Raw genomic sequence first — 14,719 nt, 5'->3', positions numbered from 1 at the left:
GAAGAATTACTTGGGAGCCTTGTATTCTATGGCAGACGCAAACTGCTGCAAGGTTGTTTGCGGAACTTCGCCAAGCAACGTGATCCAGTAGTCGCCATAGCGCTTGACCAGGACATGAGTCGCCCCGCTGCTGCCCGTCCCTTCTTTGCGTGAGTTCTTTTCGGCCGGCTCGATGAAGATGGAGATGGCCGAGAGGCCGTCCGAGAACACGGCCTGATCGACCGGAATCGGCGGATCGCCGGCGTCGCGCGCGGCCATCGGCCTGCGCAATTCGCGAATCTTTTTGAAACCGGCCACAGGCGGTGTCATTTGCCAGCCTTGCGCTTCCATGTCGACCGGCTCGACCGGCGGCCGCACGAGGGTCCAGCCCGCCGTATTGCGGATGCCAGCGGCAATCGATGCCTTCTCGGCAGGTCCACCGATGCGCAGTTGCGTAAACGAGATCTGCTCCAACACCTGCCCGCTCGAATCGAGCGTCTGCGCACGCAGCAGCAGGCCCGTCTTGGCGTCCGCCCAGAGTTTGTAGGCGAATCGATAGCCATCCTTCGGATCGAGCTCCATGACCGTGGCATCGATGCCCGCCACGCGGTCAGGGCCGAGTACCTTCGGATCGTAGACGGTCAGGACCTGGTCGGCGTTCGTGCCGAGCAACGCGGGAAAGGAATCCTTGTTCTGGCGCTTCTCGATCACGCACAGACGCCGCTCCGGAACGAAGGTGTAAAGCTCGTCGTTATGGCGCAGCAGCTTGCGCGGCTTGCCGTCGAGGCTTTCGAGCTGCTCGAACTCGCCGTCGTTGCGCGTTGCGTAATGCGAAATACGCGACGACTGCACGAACGTGCCTCGCTGATAGACGAAGGTGCCTTCGTAGTTTTCCTGCTGCGCAGCCTGATGGATTCGATCAAGCCACTCTGCGGCCCCCTTGCGGGTGACCGCCGAATCGCTGGCTTGCGCGAATACCCGCGGCGTAACGGACAACAATGCGGCGGCACAAAACAGAAATACCGGCAGCCGCCCCCAAACAGTGGTCTTGTTCAACCGCAGGTTCCGCATCAGTCTATTGGCCTTGCGTAGTAACAGCAGCCGCGCGGATAAGCGGCATCGAGCCCGGCACCATGGGCTGTTGAGCAAACTGTTGATGCGCTTCGAGGTATTGATCGAGGCTCGCGTCGCGGATGATGTTCATGTCTTGCGCGGGGCGCGTCGCGCCCGTTGGCACCGACGCCATCGCGACTCGCTGTACGCCATCCGACCCGACCGACGCCATCTGCACGCCGCCCGCCGTACCGTCGACACGCTGCAGTTGCGGCACGACGATCCAGGTCAGCGTTGCAGCTGCAGCGGCAACGGCAAACACCGGAACGACGCGGCGGCGCAGCGCCGATAGCGGCTTCTTCGAAGCCGGCAGCGCGGCAGGCGCTAGCACATGCGGCTCGGCTTCCAGGCGCGCGGCAAAGCCCGCGAGAAACGCGCTGCTCGTTGCCGGGCTCACCGCCAGGTCATCGGAACGCAGCGCGTCGCCGATCAGGTGGTAGCTCGACCACGCAGTGCGGTCTTCGCCATTCAACTCGGAAAAAAGACTGCCAAAACCCTCGACTTCGCCCAGCGACTCACCATCGACAAAAGCTGACAAACGCTCGCCTCGCGAGCACGCTTGCGATTGCATCGAGACCGACCCCATGATGCTCCCCATTCTTACGACACCCCGTAGTGACACCACCTAACCCAGTTTCTTGCGCCTTGCCCCTGTCAGCCTTGCTGGTCAGCCTCGTGCTACCAGCGTTTGCCTTCGGGTGTGTCCAGCAAGGGACGCAACTTCGCCGCAATGGCTTCGCGAGCACGAAAAATACGAGACCTGACGGTGCCGATCGGGCACCCCATCATTTCCGCGATTTCTTCGTAGCTCAGACCTTCAATCTCACGAAGAGTAATGGCGGTACGCAGCTCTTCCGGTAAAACCGCCATCGCAGCATTGACCGTCTCTGCGATCTGCTTGCTCATCAACATCGACTCAGGCGTGTTGATATCCCTTAGTTGGTCGGCATCCGAGAAAGTTTCAGCTTCCTCGGCGTCCGCTTCAGTCGAAGTGGGCGCCCGCCGACCCTGGGTCGCAAGGTAATTCTTGGCGGTGTTGACCGCAATTCGGTACAACCACGTATAGAACGCGGACTCGCCGCGAAATTGCGGGAGGGCGCGGTATGCCTTGATAAAGGCGTCCTGGGCCACGTCCTCGACCTCGGCGGGGTCCCGCACTAGGCGCGAGATCAGCCGAATGATCTTGCGGTGGTATTTGGTGACCAGCAGTTCGAACGCTGCCTTGTCGCCCTTCTGGACGCGTTCGACCAAGACCTGATCAATTTCTTTTTCGCTCACCTGATAAATCCGTTCACTGAGAAGTGCCCCGCGGAGCGCTATTGTAGCGTCCCCGTCATCGCCGGACGTTACGCGAGTAACAGCCGTTACAGTCGTTACAGCTCAGCGCGCCCCATGACGGGCCCTCACGGCCAGTTCGCGGAAGAAATCGGGAGACAGCGAATCGGCGGGAATCAGAAGCGGGCCGATCCGCCCTTTTCCGTCCCGGACGGCAACGGCCAGCACCAGGAGGAGACCGGTCCACTGAGTAAAACCAACGATACGGCCAGCAAGCAACACTTCGCCGGCACGGCTCAAGGCCACGACACCATCCGGCCCGATTTTAAGCACAGCAGGCCGTCGCCGCTCATGAGCGAGCATACCCAGCGTCAATATCGAGAGAGTGGCCGCGGAGAACCAGACCGCTTGCGCGATGCCGCAGCGAGGCGCGGCAACGGTATAGACAGCGCAGGAAGCGATCAGTGCGAAAACCACCATCGCTCCAAGCAGCGCGACGGAACGCCGCAGCACGATAGGCTGCGGCGTTCCGCTCGGGGACCCAGCGTACAGATCGCCCGTCAAATAGCTCAGGCTCGCTTGAACACCAGCGTGCCGTTCGTGCCGCCGAACCCGAACGAGTTCTTCAGCGCGACGTCGATCTTCATCTCCCGCGCCGTATTGGCGCAGTAGTCGAGATCGCACTCCGGATCTTGATTGAAAATGTTGATGGTCGGGGGCGAAACCTGGTTATGCACGGCCAGCACGGTGAACACCGATTCCAACCCGCCAGCGCCGCCGAGCAAGTGCCCGGTCATCGACTTCGTCGAGTTCACGACCACCTTCTTCGCGTGATCGCCGAATGCTCGCTTGATGCCGGTCGTTTCGGCCAGATCGCCGAGCGGCGTCGACGTGCCGTGCGCGTTCAGGTAGTTGACCTGATCGCCGTTGATGCCGGCGTTCTTCAGCGCGGCCAACATGCAGCGGCGAGCGCCGTCGCCGTCTTCGAGAGGCGCGGTCATATGGTAGGCGTCGCCGCTCATCCCATAGCCCGAGACTTCCGCGTAGATCTTCGCGCCACGCGCCTTCGCGTGCTCGTACTCCTCGAGCACCATGACGCCTGCGCCTTCGCCGAGCACAAAGCCGTCACGGTCCTTGTCCCACGGACGGCTAGCCGTCGCCGGATCATCGTTGCGCTGCGACAGCGCGCGCGCCGCCGCGAAGCCGCCGATACCGAGCGGCGAGACGGTCGATTCGGCACCGCCCGCGATCATCACGTCAGCATCGCCGTATTCGATCAGGCGCGACGCTTCGCCGATGCAATGCAGACCGGTCGTACACGCAGTGACGATCGACAGGTTCGGGCCTTTGAAGCCGAACTTGATCGACAGATGGCCGGAGATCATGTTGATGATCGACGCCGGCACGAAGAACGGCGAGATACGGCGCGGACCGCGATTGAGCAACTCCGTCTGCGTGACTTCGATCATCGGCAGACCGCCGATGCCCGAGCCGACGACCACGCCGACCCGCTCCGCATTCTCTTCGGTAACTTCGAAGCCGCTATCCTGCATCGCCTGGATGCCCGCGGCCACGCCGTAATGGATGAACGTATCCATATGGCGCGCTTCCTTGGCCGGGATGTAGTCTTCGATGTTGAAGCCCTTGACCTCGCCGGCGAAGCGGGTCGAAAAGTTCGTTGCGTCGAACTTCGTGACGTTGGCAATGCCGGACTTGCCGGCCAGCAAATTGGCCCAGCCGTCGGCAACATTATTGCCAACAGGCGAAATCAGCCCGAGGCCGGTAACAACAACACGACGGCGGCTCACGGTAACCCCTTTTCCATAGAATGACAAAAGCAAAAGCCACAGCGGCCACAGGAAACTGCCCTGTAAGCCCTGTGGCTGTTAGTTCGGCACCTGCGCGGCACCTGCGTCAGCATCCAACGTGAACGCGTCAAACGCAGCCAACTCGGCAACGAGCGCGCAAATCGTGCTTACGCCTTGACGTTGGCGCGAGCGTAGTCGATCGCTTGCTGGACGGTCGTGATCTTCTCGGCTTCTTCATCCGGAATTTCCATGCCGAATTCGTCTTCCAGCGCCATCACGAGTTCGACCGTATCCAGCGAGTCAGCGCCGAGGTCGTTCACGAACGACGCTTCGTTCTTGATCTCAGCTTCGGCAACGCCCAGTTGTTCTGCGACGATCTTCTTGACGCGCTGTTCGATATTGTCCATTACCCCTCCGAGGGAAAGAAGTTCAAAAATACGAGTGCGCGCATTTTATCAGGTTTGCCCAGGCAAAAAAGACGCGCACAGGTTGGTGGTAAGGCAAGCGCCAAGCGTTCTCGCGAACGTACCAAGGCGCGGATAATAAACGAATTTCGTTACGACATGAACATGCCGCCGTTCACGTGCAGCGTCGTGCCGGTGATGTACCCGGCCTGCGGCGATGCAAGGAACGCGACAGCGTGCGCGATGTCGTCCGGGCTACCGAGGCGGCCCAGCGGAATTTGCGCCTTCAGCGCGGTTTGCTGCTCTTCCGGCAGGACCTTCGTCATGTCGGTATCGATGAAGCCCGGAGCGACGCAGTTCACGGTAATGCCGCGGCTGCCGATTTCGCGCGCCAATGCACGCGTCATCCCGGCAACGCCGGCCTTCGCGGCGGCATAGTTGGCCTGGCCCGGATTGCCGGCCGAGCCCACCACCGAGGTGATGTTGATGATCCGGCCGCCGCGCGCCTTCATCATCGGACGCAGGACCGCACGCGACAGACGGAAGACAGCCTTGAGGTTGGTGTCGATAACCGCGTCCCAATCGTCGTCCTTCATGCGCATCGCGAGCTGATCCTGCGTGATGCCCGCATTGTTGACGAGCACATTCAGCGCGCCGAACTCCTTCACCGTCGACTCAATGAGCGCTTCGACCGCAGCTCCATCATTGACGTTGAGGACTGCACCGCGACCCGTGAGCCCTTCGCTCGCGAACGCTTCTCCGATGCCATTCGCGCCGGCCTCGCTCGTCGCCGTGCCGATCACGGTCGCGCCTTGACGCGCCAGTTCCAGGGCGATCGCCCGGCCGATGCCGCGCGACGCACCCGTTACGATCACGATTTGTTTATCGAGAGTCTTTCCCATGTTTTTCCGAATAGCCTGTTTTCAGGCGGTTTGGATTCTGCCCAGCCGATTGCCAATGTTGCTTGATGCAGCTCAAGCGCGACTTAAGCCGTCACGAGCTTGAGCATTTCGTCGAGCGACGCCGGATCGGTGATGGAGCCGCCGATCAGGTTGCCGTCGATCCGCTTCGTCAGTCCCGCGAGCACCTTGCCCGGGCCGCATTCGATCACATGCGTCACGCCGTGCTTGGCAATCGCCTGTACGCACTCGACCCAGCGCACCGCGCCGGCGGCCTGGCGCACCAGCGCGTCCTTGATCGCGGCCGGTTCGACGACCTGCGCAACGTCTACGTTATTCACGATCGGAATCTGCGGCACGCTGATCTCGATCCCCGCCAGGTATTCGCGCAGTTGATCGGATGCGGGCTTGAGCAGCGACGAATGGAACGGTGCCGAAACGGGCAGCGGCAGCGCGCGTTTTGCGCCCTTCGCCTTGGCGATTTCGCACGCCTTCTCGACCGCGACCTTGTGTCCCGCGATCACGACCTGTGCCGGCGCGTTGAAATTGACCGCTTCAACGACACCTTCGCTCGACGCCTCGGCGCAAGCCGCGCGCACGGTGTCGTCGTCGAGGCCGAGAATCGCCGCCATGCCGCCGACGCCGACCGGCACCGCCGTCTGCATCGCCTGCGCGCGAAAGCGCACGAGCGGCACCGCATCTCGAAACCGGAGCGCGCCGGCCGCAACCAGCGCCGTGTATTCGCCGAGACTATGCCCCGCGACGATCGACGGCGCCGGGCCGCCTGCCTGCTGCCATGCGCGATAGCACGCGTAGGCGGCGGTCAGCATCACGGGCTGGGTATTCGTCGTGAGATTCAGATCGTCGGCGGGACCTTCGGCGATCAGTTTGCCGAGATCCTGATTCAATGCGTCGGACGCTTCCTGAACGGTCTCGCGCACGATGGCGAGATCGGCGAATGCGTTGAGCATGCCGACCGACTGCGAGCCCTGCCCAGGAAAAACGAACGCAAATTTCATATCGTCCCCAATTTGGTGAATTCGAATGCGGATGGTCGTGCGCTACGGCGCCGCAGCCGGCGCCCGCACGCAGCTGCCATCAATAGCGAATGACGGACGCACCCCAGGTGAAGCCGCCGCCGACGCCTTCGATCAGCACGTTCTGTCCGCGCTTGATGCGCCCGTCGCGCACGGCGACGTCCAGCGCAAGCGGAATCGACGCCGCCGACGTATTGCCGTGCTCGCCCACCGTGACGACCATCCGCTCCTGCGGCAAGCCGAGCTTGCGGCAAGTGCTAGTCATGATACGGATATTGGCTTGGTGCGGAATCAGCCAATCGACCTGTTCCGGAGCCAGATCCGCCTTGCTCAGCGCTTCGATCGCGACTTTCTCGAGCACGTTGACGGCGAGCTTGAACACCGCCTGTCCGTCCATGTGGAGAAACGCGCTGCCGGCAATGACGCCGCCGTTCACGTGGCCCGGCGTGCAGAGGATGTCCGAATGGCTACCGTCGGCGTGCAGCGCGCTCGCGAGCACGCCCGGTTCGTCGGATGCCTGCAGCACTACAGCGCCGGCGCCATCGCCAAACAGCACGCAAGTCGTGCGGTCCTTGAAATCGAGAATTCGCGAGAACGTCTCCGCGCCCACGACGAGCGCCGTGCGGTGCTGACCGCTACGGATGAAGTTATCCGCCGTCGAAAGCGCATAGGCGAAGCCGGAACAGACGGCCTGCACGTCGAACGCGGCGCCGTTGTTCTTGATTCCGAGCTTGTTCTGCAGCAGACACGCCGAACTCGGAAACACGAAATCGGGTGTGGACGTGGCGACGATGATGAGGTCGATCGATTGCGGGTCGATATCGGCCGCCTCGATCGCACGTTGAGAAGCGATCAGCGCGAGATCGCTCGTGGTGACATTGGGTTCGGCAAAATGACGCGCATGGATGCCCGTTCGGGCGACGATCCATTCGTCACTCGTCTCGATGCCATTCTTGGCGAGACGATCCGCCAACTCCTGATTCGTGACTCGCCCAGGCGGCAGATAGCTGCCCGTGCCGAGCACGCGGGAATAAATTTTCGATTGAGCCATTATGCCTTCGAGGATTGCGCAGCGTAGGGCTCGGCTGGCTGGCCGGCGGGAGGGCTTGCGTGGCCCGCACCGTTTGCGTCGCGCGCCGCCTGTTCGAGGGGGGACGCGTTCTCTTCCATCGCGCGCACGAGGCGCTCCAGCACGCCGTTTTTGACGGCATCATACCCGCGTTTGATTGCCCACTCAAACGCATAAGCATCCGCCGAACCGTGACTCTTGATGACGAGACCGCGCAGGCCGAGCAGCGCGGCGCCATTGTATTGACGATGGTCGACGCGCTTCTTGAAGCGCATCAATACCGGCATCGCGAGCACCGCCATCACTTTGGTGAGAATCGAGCGACCGAATTCCTCGCGGATGATCTCCGCCAGCATTTGCGCGAGACCTTCTGAAGTCTTCAGCGCGACGTTGCCGACGAAACCGTCGCAGACGATGACATCTACCGTGCCCTTGTAGATGTCATTGCCCTCGACGTTGCCGCGGAAGTTGAGCGTGCTCGAGCGCAGCAGCTCGCCTGCGCGCTTGATCGTCTCATTGCCTTTGATGACTTCTTCGCCGATGTTGAGGAGGCCGATGGTCGGGCGGTCTTTGCCTTCTAGCGCGGACACGAGCGCATGCCCCATCTCGGCGAATTGCAGCAGATGCTGCGGCTCGCAATCGACGTTGGCGCCGAGGTCGAGCATCGTGGTGTAGCCGGTCGGGTTCGGCAAGGCGAACGCGATCGCCGGGCGCTCGATGCCTGGTAGCGTTTTCAGCACATAGCGAGAAACGGCCATCAGCGCGCCGGTGTTGCCGGCGGAGATGCAGGCCTGCGCCTCCCCTTCCTTGACGCCGTTGAGCGCAACGCGCATCGACGAGTCTTTTTTCTTCCGAAGCGCAACTTCGACGGGATCGTCCATCGCGACAACTTCGGAAGCCGGGACGACGATCAGCGCGGGATTGTCCTGCGCCTTGCACTTCTTGAGTTGGGCACGAATCGCCGTTTCGATGCCGACGAGTCTTAACTGCGCATCGGGATGCGAACGGACGAAATTGACGGCAGCGGGCACGGTCACGGATGGGCCGTGGTCGCCTCCCATGCAATCAATCGTGAGCTTTATGGTCATGGAGTGCGACGAATTTCAGGCGCTCTGTGTCGGACCGGAGCAACCGCTAAAGCGCTGACTCCAATCGACACAAAAAAGCGGCAGTTGAATGCCGCCTTTTTGCCTAGCCGGGAAAATGTCAAGCGAGCCGATCGCCACGCGCGAAACCACTGATGAATACAGTATGAGCCGCGCGCTGAAACGATTAGTCGTTCTTCGTCTTGACGACTTTCTTGCCGCGATAGTAGCCGTTCGGGCTGATGTGGTGACGCAGATGCACTTCACCCGTGCTCGGCTCGACGGCCAAAGGCGCGCCGCTCAGGAAATCGTGCGAGCGGTGCATGCCGCGCTTCGACGGCGACTTCTTGTTTTGTTGGACTGCCATGGTAACTCCTAAAAATTTTCCGAATTCTAACACAGCCCGACTTAAGGATAGCCACTGGCCGGATAGCCAGGGCGCCCAATCGCGCTACTCCTGCAACTGTTCTACGCCTTCAGTGCTTTTGGCCGTCAGGGCCGCCACGCTTCAGTGCTTCGAGCGCCGCAAACGGGTTCGGCTTGCCGGGTTCACCGTCCGCCTCGCCCTCTTCCTCACCGCTTTCTTCGTCATCTTCGGCGTCACCGACGCCCGAGACGAGACTCTCGTGCACCTGCGGACACACGTCATGCTTCGGCACGAGCGGAAGAGAAAGCAGCAGCTCCTCTTCGATCAAGTCGACGAGATCGAATTGGCGCGAGCCCACGATCACATCGACTTCATCGTCGTCGAGCGGAAATTCCTCCGCTTCCTCTTCGGTGGCCACCAGCCGGTAAATGGCATCGACATCGAACACCTGCTCATACGGCGTGAGACAGCGCTGACATTCGAGCCATGCGAACCCGTGCACGGCGAGCCGCAGGTAAGGCTGCTGCCCTTCGGTGCCATCGTCCTGCAGTTCCGGCTGCGTCGAGCCCTCGGCTTGCCAGGTGAACGCGGTGTCGCGATCTGGCGCTTCCTCCGGGACTTCGTTTAACATGCGCGGCAGTTGCGACACGCGCACGGCACCCGCAGCCTGCCGCCCACTGCGCGCAAACTCGAACAGGTCGAAATCACGCGGGTTGACGGCGCCAGCAGGTTTGCCAGGATGTTCAGTCATGTGCGCTCCTGCTTTGGCGGGGCATCTTGGCGGGCGAATTCAGCCCACTTGGCTACCCGGTTAATCGGCATGTAGACAGGCTTCGAGCGGGGATCGGGAACGATCATTCCGCCGCACGCGCGTATAGCACACCGATGAAAAGCCCAGCATCATATCCGCTTTACCTTTACGAGTCAAATACTTAAGGGTGCGCCGAGCGCACTGCCCGCACGCCCCTTTGCCTGCCCTACAACCTGCCTTTCAGACCATGCCGGATTTCCTCGATCGCCCGTTGCGGCTGATTCTCGCCTCCAGTTCCCGCTATCGCCGTGAACTGCTCGAACGCCTTCGCCTTCCATACGAGGTCATCGTGCCCGCCATCGATGAAACCCCGCTCGCGGGCGAGGCGCCGGCTGCCACCGCGCTGCGGCTCGCCGAAGCGAAGGCGCACGCCGTCGCGCGCGGCATCGACGCGGGGCAGCGCGCGCTCGTGATCGGCTCGGACCAGGTCGCGACGTTCGATGGCCACCAAATCGGCAAGCCTGGAACGCACGAGAAAGCGCTCGCGCAGCTTCAAGCAATGCGCGGCCGCGAAGTCGAATTCCACAGCGCGCTTTGCCTGCTCGACAGCGAAGACGGCTCGACCCAAGTCGAAGACGTGGTCACGCGAGTACGGTTTCGCGATCTGCCGGACGCTGAACTCGACGCTTACCTGCGCGCCGAGACGCCCTATGACTGCGCCGGCAGCGCCAAATCCGAAGGACTCGGCATTGCGCTTCTCGACGCGATCGATTCCAACGATCCGACCGCGCTCATCGGCCTGCCGCTGATCGCGCTGACGCGCATGCTGCGCGCGGCGGGCTATCCACTTTTGCGAGGTGCGCGATGAGCGGCGTCCTGTATTTGATTCCCAACACGCTCGGCGAAGGCGACGCCAGCGCCCTCGCCGCCGTGCTGCCAGCCGCTGTGCAGGCGCGTGCCGGCACCCTTGGCTACTACATTGGCGAAAACGCGAAAACGACCCGCGCGTTCCTAAAGAAAGTCGGCACCGAACGGCCGATTCAGGAAATCGAGATCCGTGAGCTCAACGTCAACACGCCCGCCGGCGAAATCAACCGTCTGCTCGCACCGATATTGGACGGCGCCGACGCCGGACTGGTCTCCGAGGCCGGATGTCCTGCCGTCGCCGACCCCGGCGCGCTGCTCGTTCGACGCGCTCACGAGCGCGGCGTGAAAGTCGTGCCGCTCGTCGGCCCGAGTTCGATCCTGCTGGCGTTGATGGCCTCCGGCCTGGACGGCCAGAGCTTCGCGTTCCACGGTTACTTGCCGGTCGATGCGGCCGAACGCGCGAAACGCCTGCGCGAGCTGGAACAGCAGTCACGCAAAGCGAAGCAGACACAGATTTTCATCGAGACGCCCTACCGCAACCGCGCGTTGCTGGACACGCTGATCGCAACTTGTGCGCCTTCGACGCTGATTTGCGTCGCGGTGGACTTGACGCTGGAAACGGAGACAATCGCGAGCCGCCCGGCGGCCGAATGGAAGAAGGCGCCGGCGCTTGAACTACACAAGCGGCCAGCGATTTTCCTGCTCCTGGCGGTCTAACGGCCACCGCGGGCCACAAAGCGAAGCCGAGCCGGGCCACCATCCTGGCCCGGCATCTACCCATCAGCGCAACTGCATCTTTCCGCTGAGGATCATCGCGTGCATGGCGGCATCGCCCACCGCCGCGCCAAACTTGCGCGCGACGCGATCGGAAATGCTTTCCTTGACCGTGTAGTCGACGATGTCCGGCGCCTTGATGACGTTGCGCGCGACGTAGTCCATATCGCCGAAGCCGTCGGCGAGGCCCAGCTCGACGCTCTTCTCGCCCGTCCAGAACAGCCCCGAGAAAACCTCGGACGTTTCGTGCAGGCGCTTGCCGCGCCCCTGACGCACGGCGTCGATGAATTGCTGGTGGATCTGATCAAGCATCGCTTGCGCGTGCGCGTCCATGGCTGGCGTATCGGGCGAGAACGGGTCGTAGAAGCCCTTGTTTTCTCCCGACGTGCGCAAGCGCCGCTGGATGCCGAGCTTGTCCATCAGCCCGGTGAACCCGAAGCCGTCCATCAGCACGCCGATCGAGCCGACGATGCTCGCCTTGTCGACATAGATTTTGTCGGCCGCCGCGGCCACGTAGTAGCCGCCCGACGCGCACATATCGCCGACCACCACGTAGAGCGGCTTGCTCGGATACTTGGTGCGCAGCCGGCGGATCTCGCTATTGATGATGCCCGCCTGCACCGGACTGCCGCCCGGGCTGTTGATGCGCAGGATCACACCGACCGTGCCGTCGTCGTCGAAGGCATTGTCGAGCGCGGTGTTGATGTCTTCGGCGTTCGCGTTCGTATCGGACGAAATTTCGCCGTCGAGCGAGACGAGTGCGGTGTGTTGGCCGCCCGTCGACACTTTGTCGCCGGAGAAGTCGAACAGCCCCCAGACGACGAGCAGCAACACCGCGAGGAACGCGAAGCGGAAGAAGATTTTCCAGCGCCGCGCCGCGCGCTGTTCATTGATGGCGGCAAGCGCGATGCGCTCAAGCGCCGCGCGCTCCCAGTTCGGCTCGCGCTCTTTGGCGCGCGCGCCGCCGTTTTCAGGCGGCGCGGCCGGGCTGGAGGGTTCGTTGGAATCGGGAGTGAGGTTGTCGGCCATGCTTCGTCGATTTGGAAATCAAAGGGTGGCCGGACGCAGGTCGCCGTCGGGCAGCCAGAACACGGCGCGGCCCTCCGGCGTATCCCGCTCGTCGACCTGAACGGGACGCAGCCTGCCGCCACGGCACGGGCCGCCGACACAGCGTCCGGTGTCCGGCGCGTAAATCGCGCCGTGCGTGGCGCACATTAAGTATAAACCCGACGATTCGAAGAACTGGCCTTCCATCCAGTCGAGCTCCATCGGCACGTGTGCGCAGCGGTTCAAGTAGCCGTAGGCATGGCCGTCGTAGCGCACGAAGAACACGACCGCGTCGCCGCCGAGATAAGACGCCGCCACGCGCACGCCCATGGCGCCGTCGACGAGTTCGTCGGACGCGCAGACGCGCACCGGCTCGAGCGCGGCCTCGCTCATGCGTAGTCCCTTAGCCACTGGGCGAGCGACGCGACGCTGTCGGCGACGAAGCGCGGCTCGAGCGCCGACAACGCGTCAGCGGGATGCGCGCCGTAGGTCACCGCCACACTCGCGGCGCCCGCGTTGGTGGCCATCTGCAGATCGTGCGTGGTGTCGCCGATCATGACCGTGCGATCGAGATCCTGCCCCAATTCGCGCGTCAGCTCCTGCAGCATCGCCGGATGCGGCTTCGAAAACGTCTCGTCCGCACAGCGGGTGCCGTCGAAGGCGCTCGTCAGATGCATCTGGTCGAGCGCGCGATTCAGCCCTACCCGGCTCTTGCCGGTTGCCACGCCCAGCAGATAACCGACGTCGCGCAACTCCTGCAGCATTTCGCGCACGCCGGCGAACAGCTCCTGGTATTGATCCTTCGCCAGATAGTGATAGCGGTAGCGCTCCGCGAGGCGCGGATAGTCGGATGGATCGAGCGTCGGCGCGGCGATTTGCAGCGCGTCGCGCAACCCGAGACCGATCACGTAGCTCGCCGCCTCGTCCGCCGGCACCGGCAAGCCGAGATCGCGGCACGCCGCCTGAATGCTGCGCGTGATGTGCGCCGTCGAATTCATCAGCGTGCCGTCCCAGTCGAAGACGATCAGGTCAAATTGCTGTCGAGCCATGCGTTTGTCGGTCCTCGTACGGGTTAAAGCGCGTCGCGCGCCGCGCTCTGGTCGCGCATTTCATTGAGCTGATCGATGAAGCTCCGGCATTCGGCCGGCAGCGGCGCGTCGAATTGGAGCGGCTCGCCGCTGATCGGATGCGTAAGCCGCAGCCGGTGCGCGTGCAGGAACATCCGCTTGAGACCCGGCCGTGCGTTCGCGCGGGCCAGCGCCTTGTTCAAGGCGAAATCGCCGTACTTGGCGTCACCGACGATCGGCAGCCCCAGATGCGCCAGATGAACGCGAATCTGATGCGTGCGCCCGGTTTTCAGCTCCGCTTCAAGCAGCGCGTAGTCGGACCAGCGGTCGACCAGGTTGAACACCGTATGCGACGGCAGGCCATCTTGCTGCACGCGCACGCGCCGCTCGCCCTCGGGCGTCGAATATTTGTGCAACGGCTCCTTGACCGCGCGCCGGCGCCCCCAGTCGCTCGACCACTCGCCGTGAACGCACGCGTAGTAGCGCTTGTCCATCTTGTTGTCGCGAATCTGCTCGTGCAGGCCGACGAGCGCCGCGCGCTTCTTGGCGAGCATCAGGATGCCGGAGGTCTCGCGGTCGAGCCGGTGCACCAATTCGAGGAATTTCCCTTGCGGCCGCGCTTCGCGCATCTGCTCGATCACGCCGAACGCCACCCCGCTGCCGCCGTGCACAGCGACGCCGGCCGGCTTGTCGATCACGAGCACGTGCTCGTCCTCGAACAGAACGTCGAAATGCGCAGCCGGCACCGGCGCGGCGAACTCGTCCGTGAAGCCCTGCGCGACGCGCACGGGCGGCACCCGCACGATATCGCCATAGGCGAGCCGGTATTTCGCATCGACCCGGCCCTTATTGACGCGGACTTCGCCGCTGCGCAGGATGCGGTAAATATGACTTTTCGGCACACCTTTGCAGATGCGCAGCAAAAAATTATCGATGCGCTGCCCCGCCGAACCGTCATCGATATGTATCATCGAGACTTGGTCGCTTGCGACTGAATTCTGGGATGTTTTGCCTAACTCATTCATTCTGAATATAATTTGCCCAGCAGTCTGCGGTAGACGGCGCGTTGGCCGGAAACCGGGCGGATTGCACGAGGTGCAAGCGAGAAACCGTTATTTTACTTGCTTACTTGCGCCGAGGGCTGGTTGCTCGCCCTTAAAAACGAGAAGCAACAAGT

Annotated in this window: 18 protein-coding genes; 2 read left to right on the top strand and 16 right to left on the bottom strand. The window is 62.7% G+C overall.

Annotated elements, in window-relative coordinates; all coding sequences use genetic code 11:
• Positions 1 to 6: 6 nt before the first annotated feature.
• The 12 genes from AAHK20_RS10190 to AAHK20_RS10135 form a co-directional block, all read right to left on the bottom strand.
• Positions 7 to 1,050 carry a MucB/RseB C-terminal domain-containing protein gene (locus tag AAHK20_RS10190; protein WP_449181323.1) on the bottom strand — a complete coding sequence of 348 codons (1,044 nt, stop codon included), beginning with the start codon at positions 1,048 to 1,050 and terminating at the stop codon, positions 7 to 9.
• Between the two features lie 4 nt (positions 1,051 to 1,054).
• Entirely contained in the window at positions 1,055 to 1,678 is a 624-nt protein-coding gene (locus AAHK20_RS10185) for a sigma-E factor negative regulatory protein (RefSeq protein WP_449181322.1), read from the bottom strand.
• Positions 1,679 to 1,770: 92 nt separating this feature from the next.
• Positions 1,771 to 2,370, bottom strand: coding sequence for an RNA polymerase sigma factor RpoE (rpoE, locus tag AAHK20_RS10180; RefSeq protein ID WP_096717241.1), 600 nt, complete (start codon positions 2,368 to 2,370; stop codon positions 1,771 to 1,773).
• A 102-nt stretch (positions 2,371 to 2,472) separates the two neighbouring features.
• The gene (locus tag AAHK20_RS10175; RefSeq protein ID WP_449181321.1) at positions 2,473 to 2,880 is read right to left on the bottom strand and encodes a hypothetical protein; all 408 of its coding nucleotides are present in this window, start codon (positions 2,878 to 2,880) and stop codon (positions 2,473 to 2,475) included.
• A 56-nt stretch (positions 2,881 to 2,936) separates the two neighbouring features.
• Complete coding sequence (gene fabF, locus AAHK20_RS10170) at positions 2,937 to 4,175, bottom strand: beta-ketoacyl-ACP synthase II (RefSeq protein WP_449181320.1); 1,239 nt, start codon at positions 4,173 to 4,175, stop codon at positions 2,937 to 2,939.
• Positions 4,176 to 4,342: 167 nt separating this feature from the next.
• The gene (gene acpP, locus AAHK20_RS10165; protein ID WP_004197638.1) at positions 4,343 to 4,582 is read right to left on the bottom strand and encodes an acyl carrier protein; all 240 of its coding nucleotides are present in this window, start codon (positions 4,580 to 4,582) and stop codon (positions 4,343 to 4,345) included.
• A 149-nt stretch (positions 4,583 to 4,731) separates the two neighbouring features.
• Complete coding sequence (fabG, locus tag AAHK20_RS10160) at positions 4,732 to 5,481, bottom strand: 3-oxoacyl-ACP reductase FabG (protein ID WP_449181319.1); 750 nt, start codon at positions 5,479 to 5,481, stop codon at positions 4,732 to 4,734.
• An 83-nt stretch (positions 5,482 to 5,564) separates the two neighbouring features.
• Entirely contained in the window at positions 5,565 to 6,497 is a 933-nt protein-coding gene (fabD, locus tag AAHK20_RS10155) for an ACP S-malonyltransferase (protein WP_449181318.1), read from the bottom strand.
• Positions 6,498 to 6,576: 79 nt separating this feature from the next.
• Positions 6,577 to 7,566, bottom strand: a complete 990-nt coding sequence (locus tag AAHK20_RS10150; RefSeq protein WP_449181317.1) for a beta-ketoacyl-ACP synthase III — start codon at positions 7,564 to 7,566, stop codon at positions 6,577 to 6,579.
• Positions 7,566 to 8,672 (bottom strand): phosphate acyltransferase PlsX, encoded by a 1,107-nt coding sequence (gene plsX, locus AAHK20_RS10145; RefSeq protein ID WP_449181316.1) that lies wholly within the window; start codon positions 8,670 to 8,672, stop codon positions 7,566 to 7,568. Before plsX ends, AAHK20_RS10150 begins: the two co-directional genes overlap by 1 nt.
• Before the next feature lie 184 nt (positions 8,673 to 8,856).
• On the bottom strand, positions 8,857 to 9,036 hold the full coding sequence (gene rpmF / locus AAHK20_RS10140) for a 50S ribosomal protein L32 (RefSeq protein WP_449181315.1): 180 nt from the start codon (positions 9,034 to 9,036) through the stop codon (positions 8,857 to 8,859).
• Between the two features lie 109 nt (positions 9,037 to 9,145).
• Positions 9,146 to 9,787 (bottom strand): DUF177 domain-containing protein, encoded by a 642-nt coding sequence (locus AAHK20_RS10135; protein ID WP_449181314.1) that lies wholly within the window; start codon positions 9,785 to 9,787, stop codon positions 9,146 to 9,148.
• Between the two features lie 247 nt (positions 9,788 to 10,034).
• Between AAHK20_RS10135 and AAHK20_RS10130 the strand changes: the two genes are divergently transcribed.
• Both AAHK20_RS10130 and AAHK20_RS10125 read left to right on the top strand, forming a co-directional pair.
• Positions 10,035 to 10,655, top strand: coding sequence for a Maf-like protein (locus AAHK20_RS10130; RefSeq protein WP_449181313.1), 621 nt, complete (start codon positions 10,035 to 10,037; stop codon positions 10,653 to 10,655).
• The gene (locus AAHK20_RS10125) at positions 10,652 to 11,371 is read left to right on the top strand and encodes an SAM-dependent methyltransferase (protein WP_449181312.1); all 720 of its coding nucleotides are present in this window, start codon (positions 10,652 to 10,654) and stop codon (positions 11,369 to 11,371) included. Before AAHK20_RS10130 ends, AAHK20_RS10125 begins: the two co-directional genes overlap by 4 nt.
• Positions 11,372 to 11,434: 63 nt before the next feature.
• On the opposite strand, the gene AAHK20_RS10120 is transcribed toward AAHK20_RS10125, so the two are convergent.
• From AAHK20_RS10120 to AAHK20_RS10105, 4 genes are read right to left on the bottom strand one after another with little or no spacing between them, the layout of a single operon-like run.
• Positions 11,435 to 12,457: a S49 family peptidase gene (locus AAHK20_RS10120; RefSeq protein WP_449181311.1), complete on the bottom strand. Its 1,023-nt coding sequence runs from the start codon at positions 12,455 to 12,457 to the stop codon at positions 11,435 to 11,437.
• A gap of 18 nt (positions 12,458 to 12,475) precedes the next feature.
• Positions 12,476 to 12,868 (bottom strand): Rieske (2Fe-2S) protein, encoded by a 393-nt coding sequence (locus AAHK20_RS10115; protein WP_449181310.1) that lies wholly within the window; start codon positions 12,866 to 12,868, stop codon positions 12,476 to 12,478.
• Positions 12,865 to 13,524, bottom strand: coding sequence for an HAD family hydrolase (locus AAHK20_RS10110; protein WP_449181309.1), 660 nt, complete (start codon positions 13,522 to 13,524; stop codon positions 12,865 to 12,867). The genes AAHK20_RS10115 and AAHK20_RS10110 overlap by 4 nt, the downstream gene beginning before the upstream one ends.
• Before the next feature lie 23 nt (positions 13,525 to 13,547).
• Positions 13,548 to 14,567 carry an RluA family pseudouridine synthase gene (locus AAHK20_RS10105; RefSeq protein ID WP_449181308.1) on the bottom strand — a complete coding sequence of 340 codons (1,020 nt, stop codon included), beginning with the start codon at positions 14,565 to 14,567 and terminating at the stop codon, positions 13,548 to 13,550.
• Between the last annotated feature and the right edge of the window lie 152 nt (positions 14,568 to 14,719).

The sequence above is a fragment of the Trinickia camelliae genome (assembly GCF_053525655.1).
The sequence above is the reverse complement of the archived record's forward strand: the minus strand, read 5'-3'. Positions and strand labels throughout refer to the sequence as shown.

Bases quoted from the DNA above. Each gene is read 5' to 3' on its own strand.
- AAHK20_RS10185 (WP_449181322.1), bottom strand. From the start codon at position 1,678: ATGGGGTCGGTCTCGATGCAATCGCAAGCGTGCTCGCGAGGCGAGCGT.
- AAHK20_RS10105 (WP_449181308.1), bottom strand. From the start codon at position 14,567: ATGAATGAGTTAGGCAAAACATCCCAGAATTCAGTCGCAAGCGACCAA.
- AAHK20_RS10115 (WP_449181310.1), bottom strand. From the start codon at position 12,868: ATGAGCGAGGCCGCGCTCGAGCCGGTGCGCGTCTGCGCGTCCGACGAA.
- AAHK20_RS10190 (WP_449181323.1), bottom strand. From the start codon at position 1,050: ATGCGGAACCTGCGGTTGAACAAGACCACTGTTTGGGGGCGGCTGCCG.
- AAHK20_RS10135 (WP_449181314.1), bottom strand. From the start codon at position 9,787: ATGACTGAACATCCTGGCAAACCTGCTGGCGCCGTCAACCCGCGTGAT.
- acpP (WP_004197638.1), bottom strand. From the start codon at position 4,582: ATGGACAATATCGAACAGCGCGTCAAGAAGATCGTCGCAGAACAACTG.
- AAHK20_RS10130 (WP_449181313.1), top strand. From the start codon at position 10,035: ATGCCGGATTTCCTCGATCGCCCGTTGCGGCTGATTCTCGCCTCCAGT.
- rpmF (WP_449181315.1), bottom strand. From the start codon at position 9,036: ATGGCAGTCCAACAAAACAAGAAGTCGCCGTCGAAGCGCGGCATGCAC.
- fabD (WP_449181318.1), bottom strand. From the start codon at position 6,497: ATGAAATTTGCGTTCGTTTTTCCTGGGCAGGGCTCGCAGTCGGTCGGC.
- plsX (WP_449181316.1), bottom strand. From the start codon at position 8,672: ATGACCATAAAGCTCACGATTGATTGCATGGGAGGCGACCACGGCCCA.
- fabG (WP_449181319.1), bottom strand. From the start codon at position 5,481: ATGGGAAAGACTCTCGATAAACAAATCGTGATCGTAACGGGTGCGTCG.
- AAHK20_RS10125 (WP_449181312.1), top strand. From the start codon at position 10,652: ATGAGCGGCGTCCTGTATTTGATTCCCAACACGCTCGGCGAAGGCGAC.
- AAHK20_RS10120 (WP_449181311.1), bottom strand. From the start codon at position 12,457: ATGGCCGACAACCTCACTCCCGATTCCAACGAACCCTCCAGCCCGGCC.
- AAHK20_RS10150 (WP_449181317.1), bottom strand. From the start codon at position 7,566: ATGGCTCAATCGAAAATTTATTCCCGCGTGCTCGGCACGGGCAGCTAT.
- AAHK20_RS10110 (WP_449181309.1), bottom strand. From the start codon at position 13,524: ATGGCTCGACAGCAATTTGACCTGATCGTCTTCGACTGGGACGGCACG.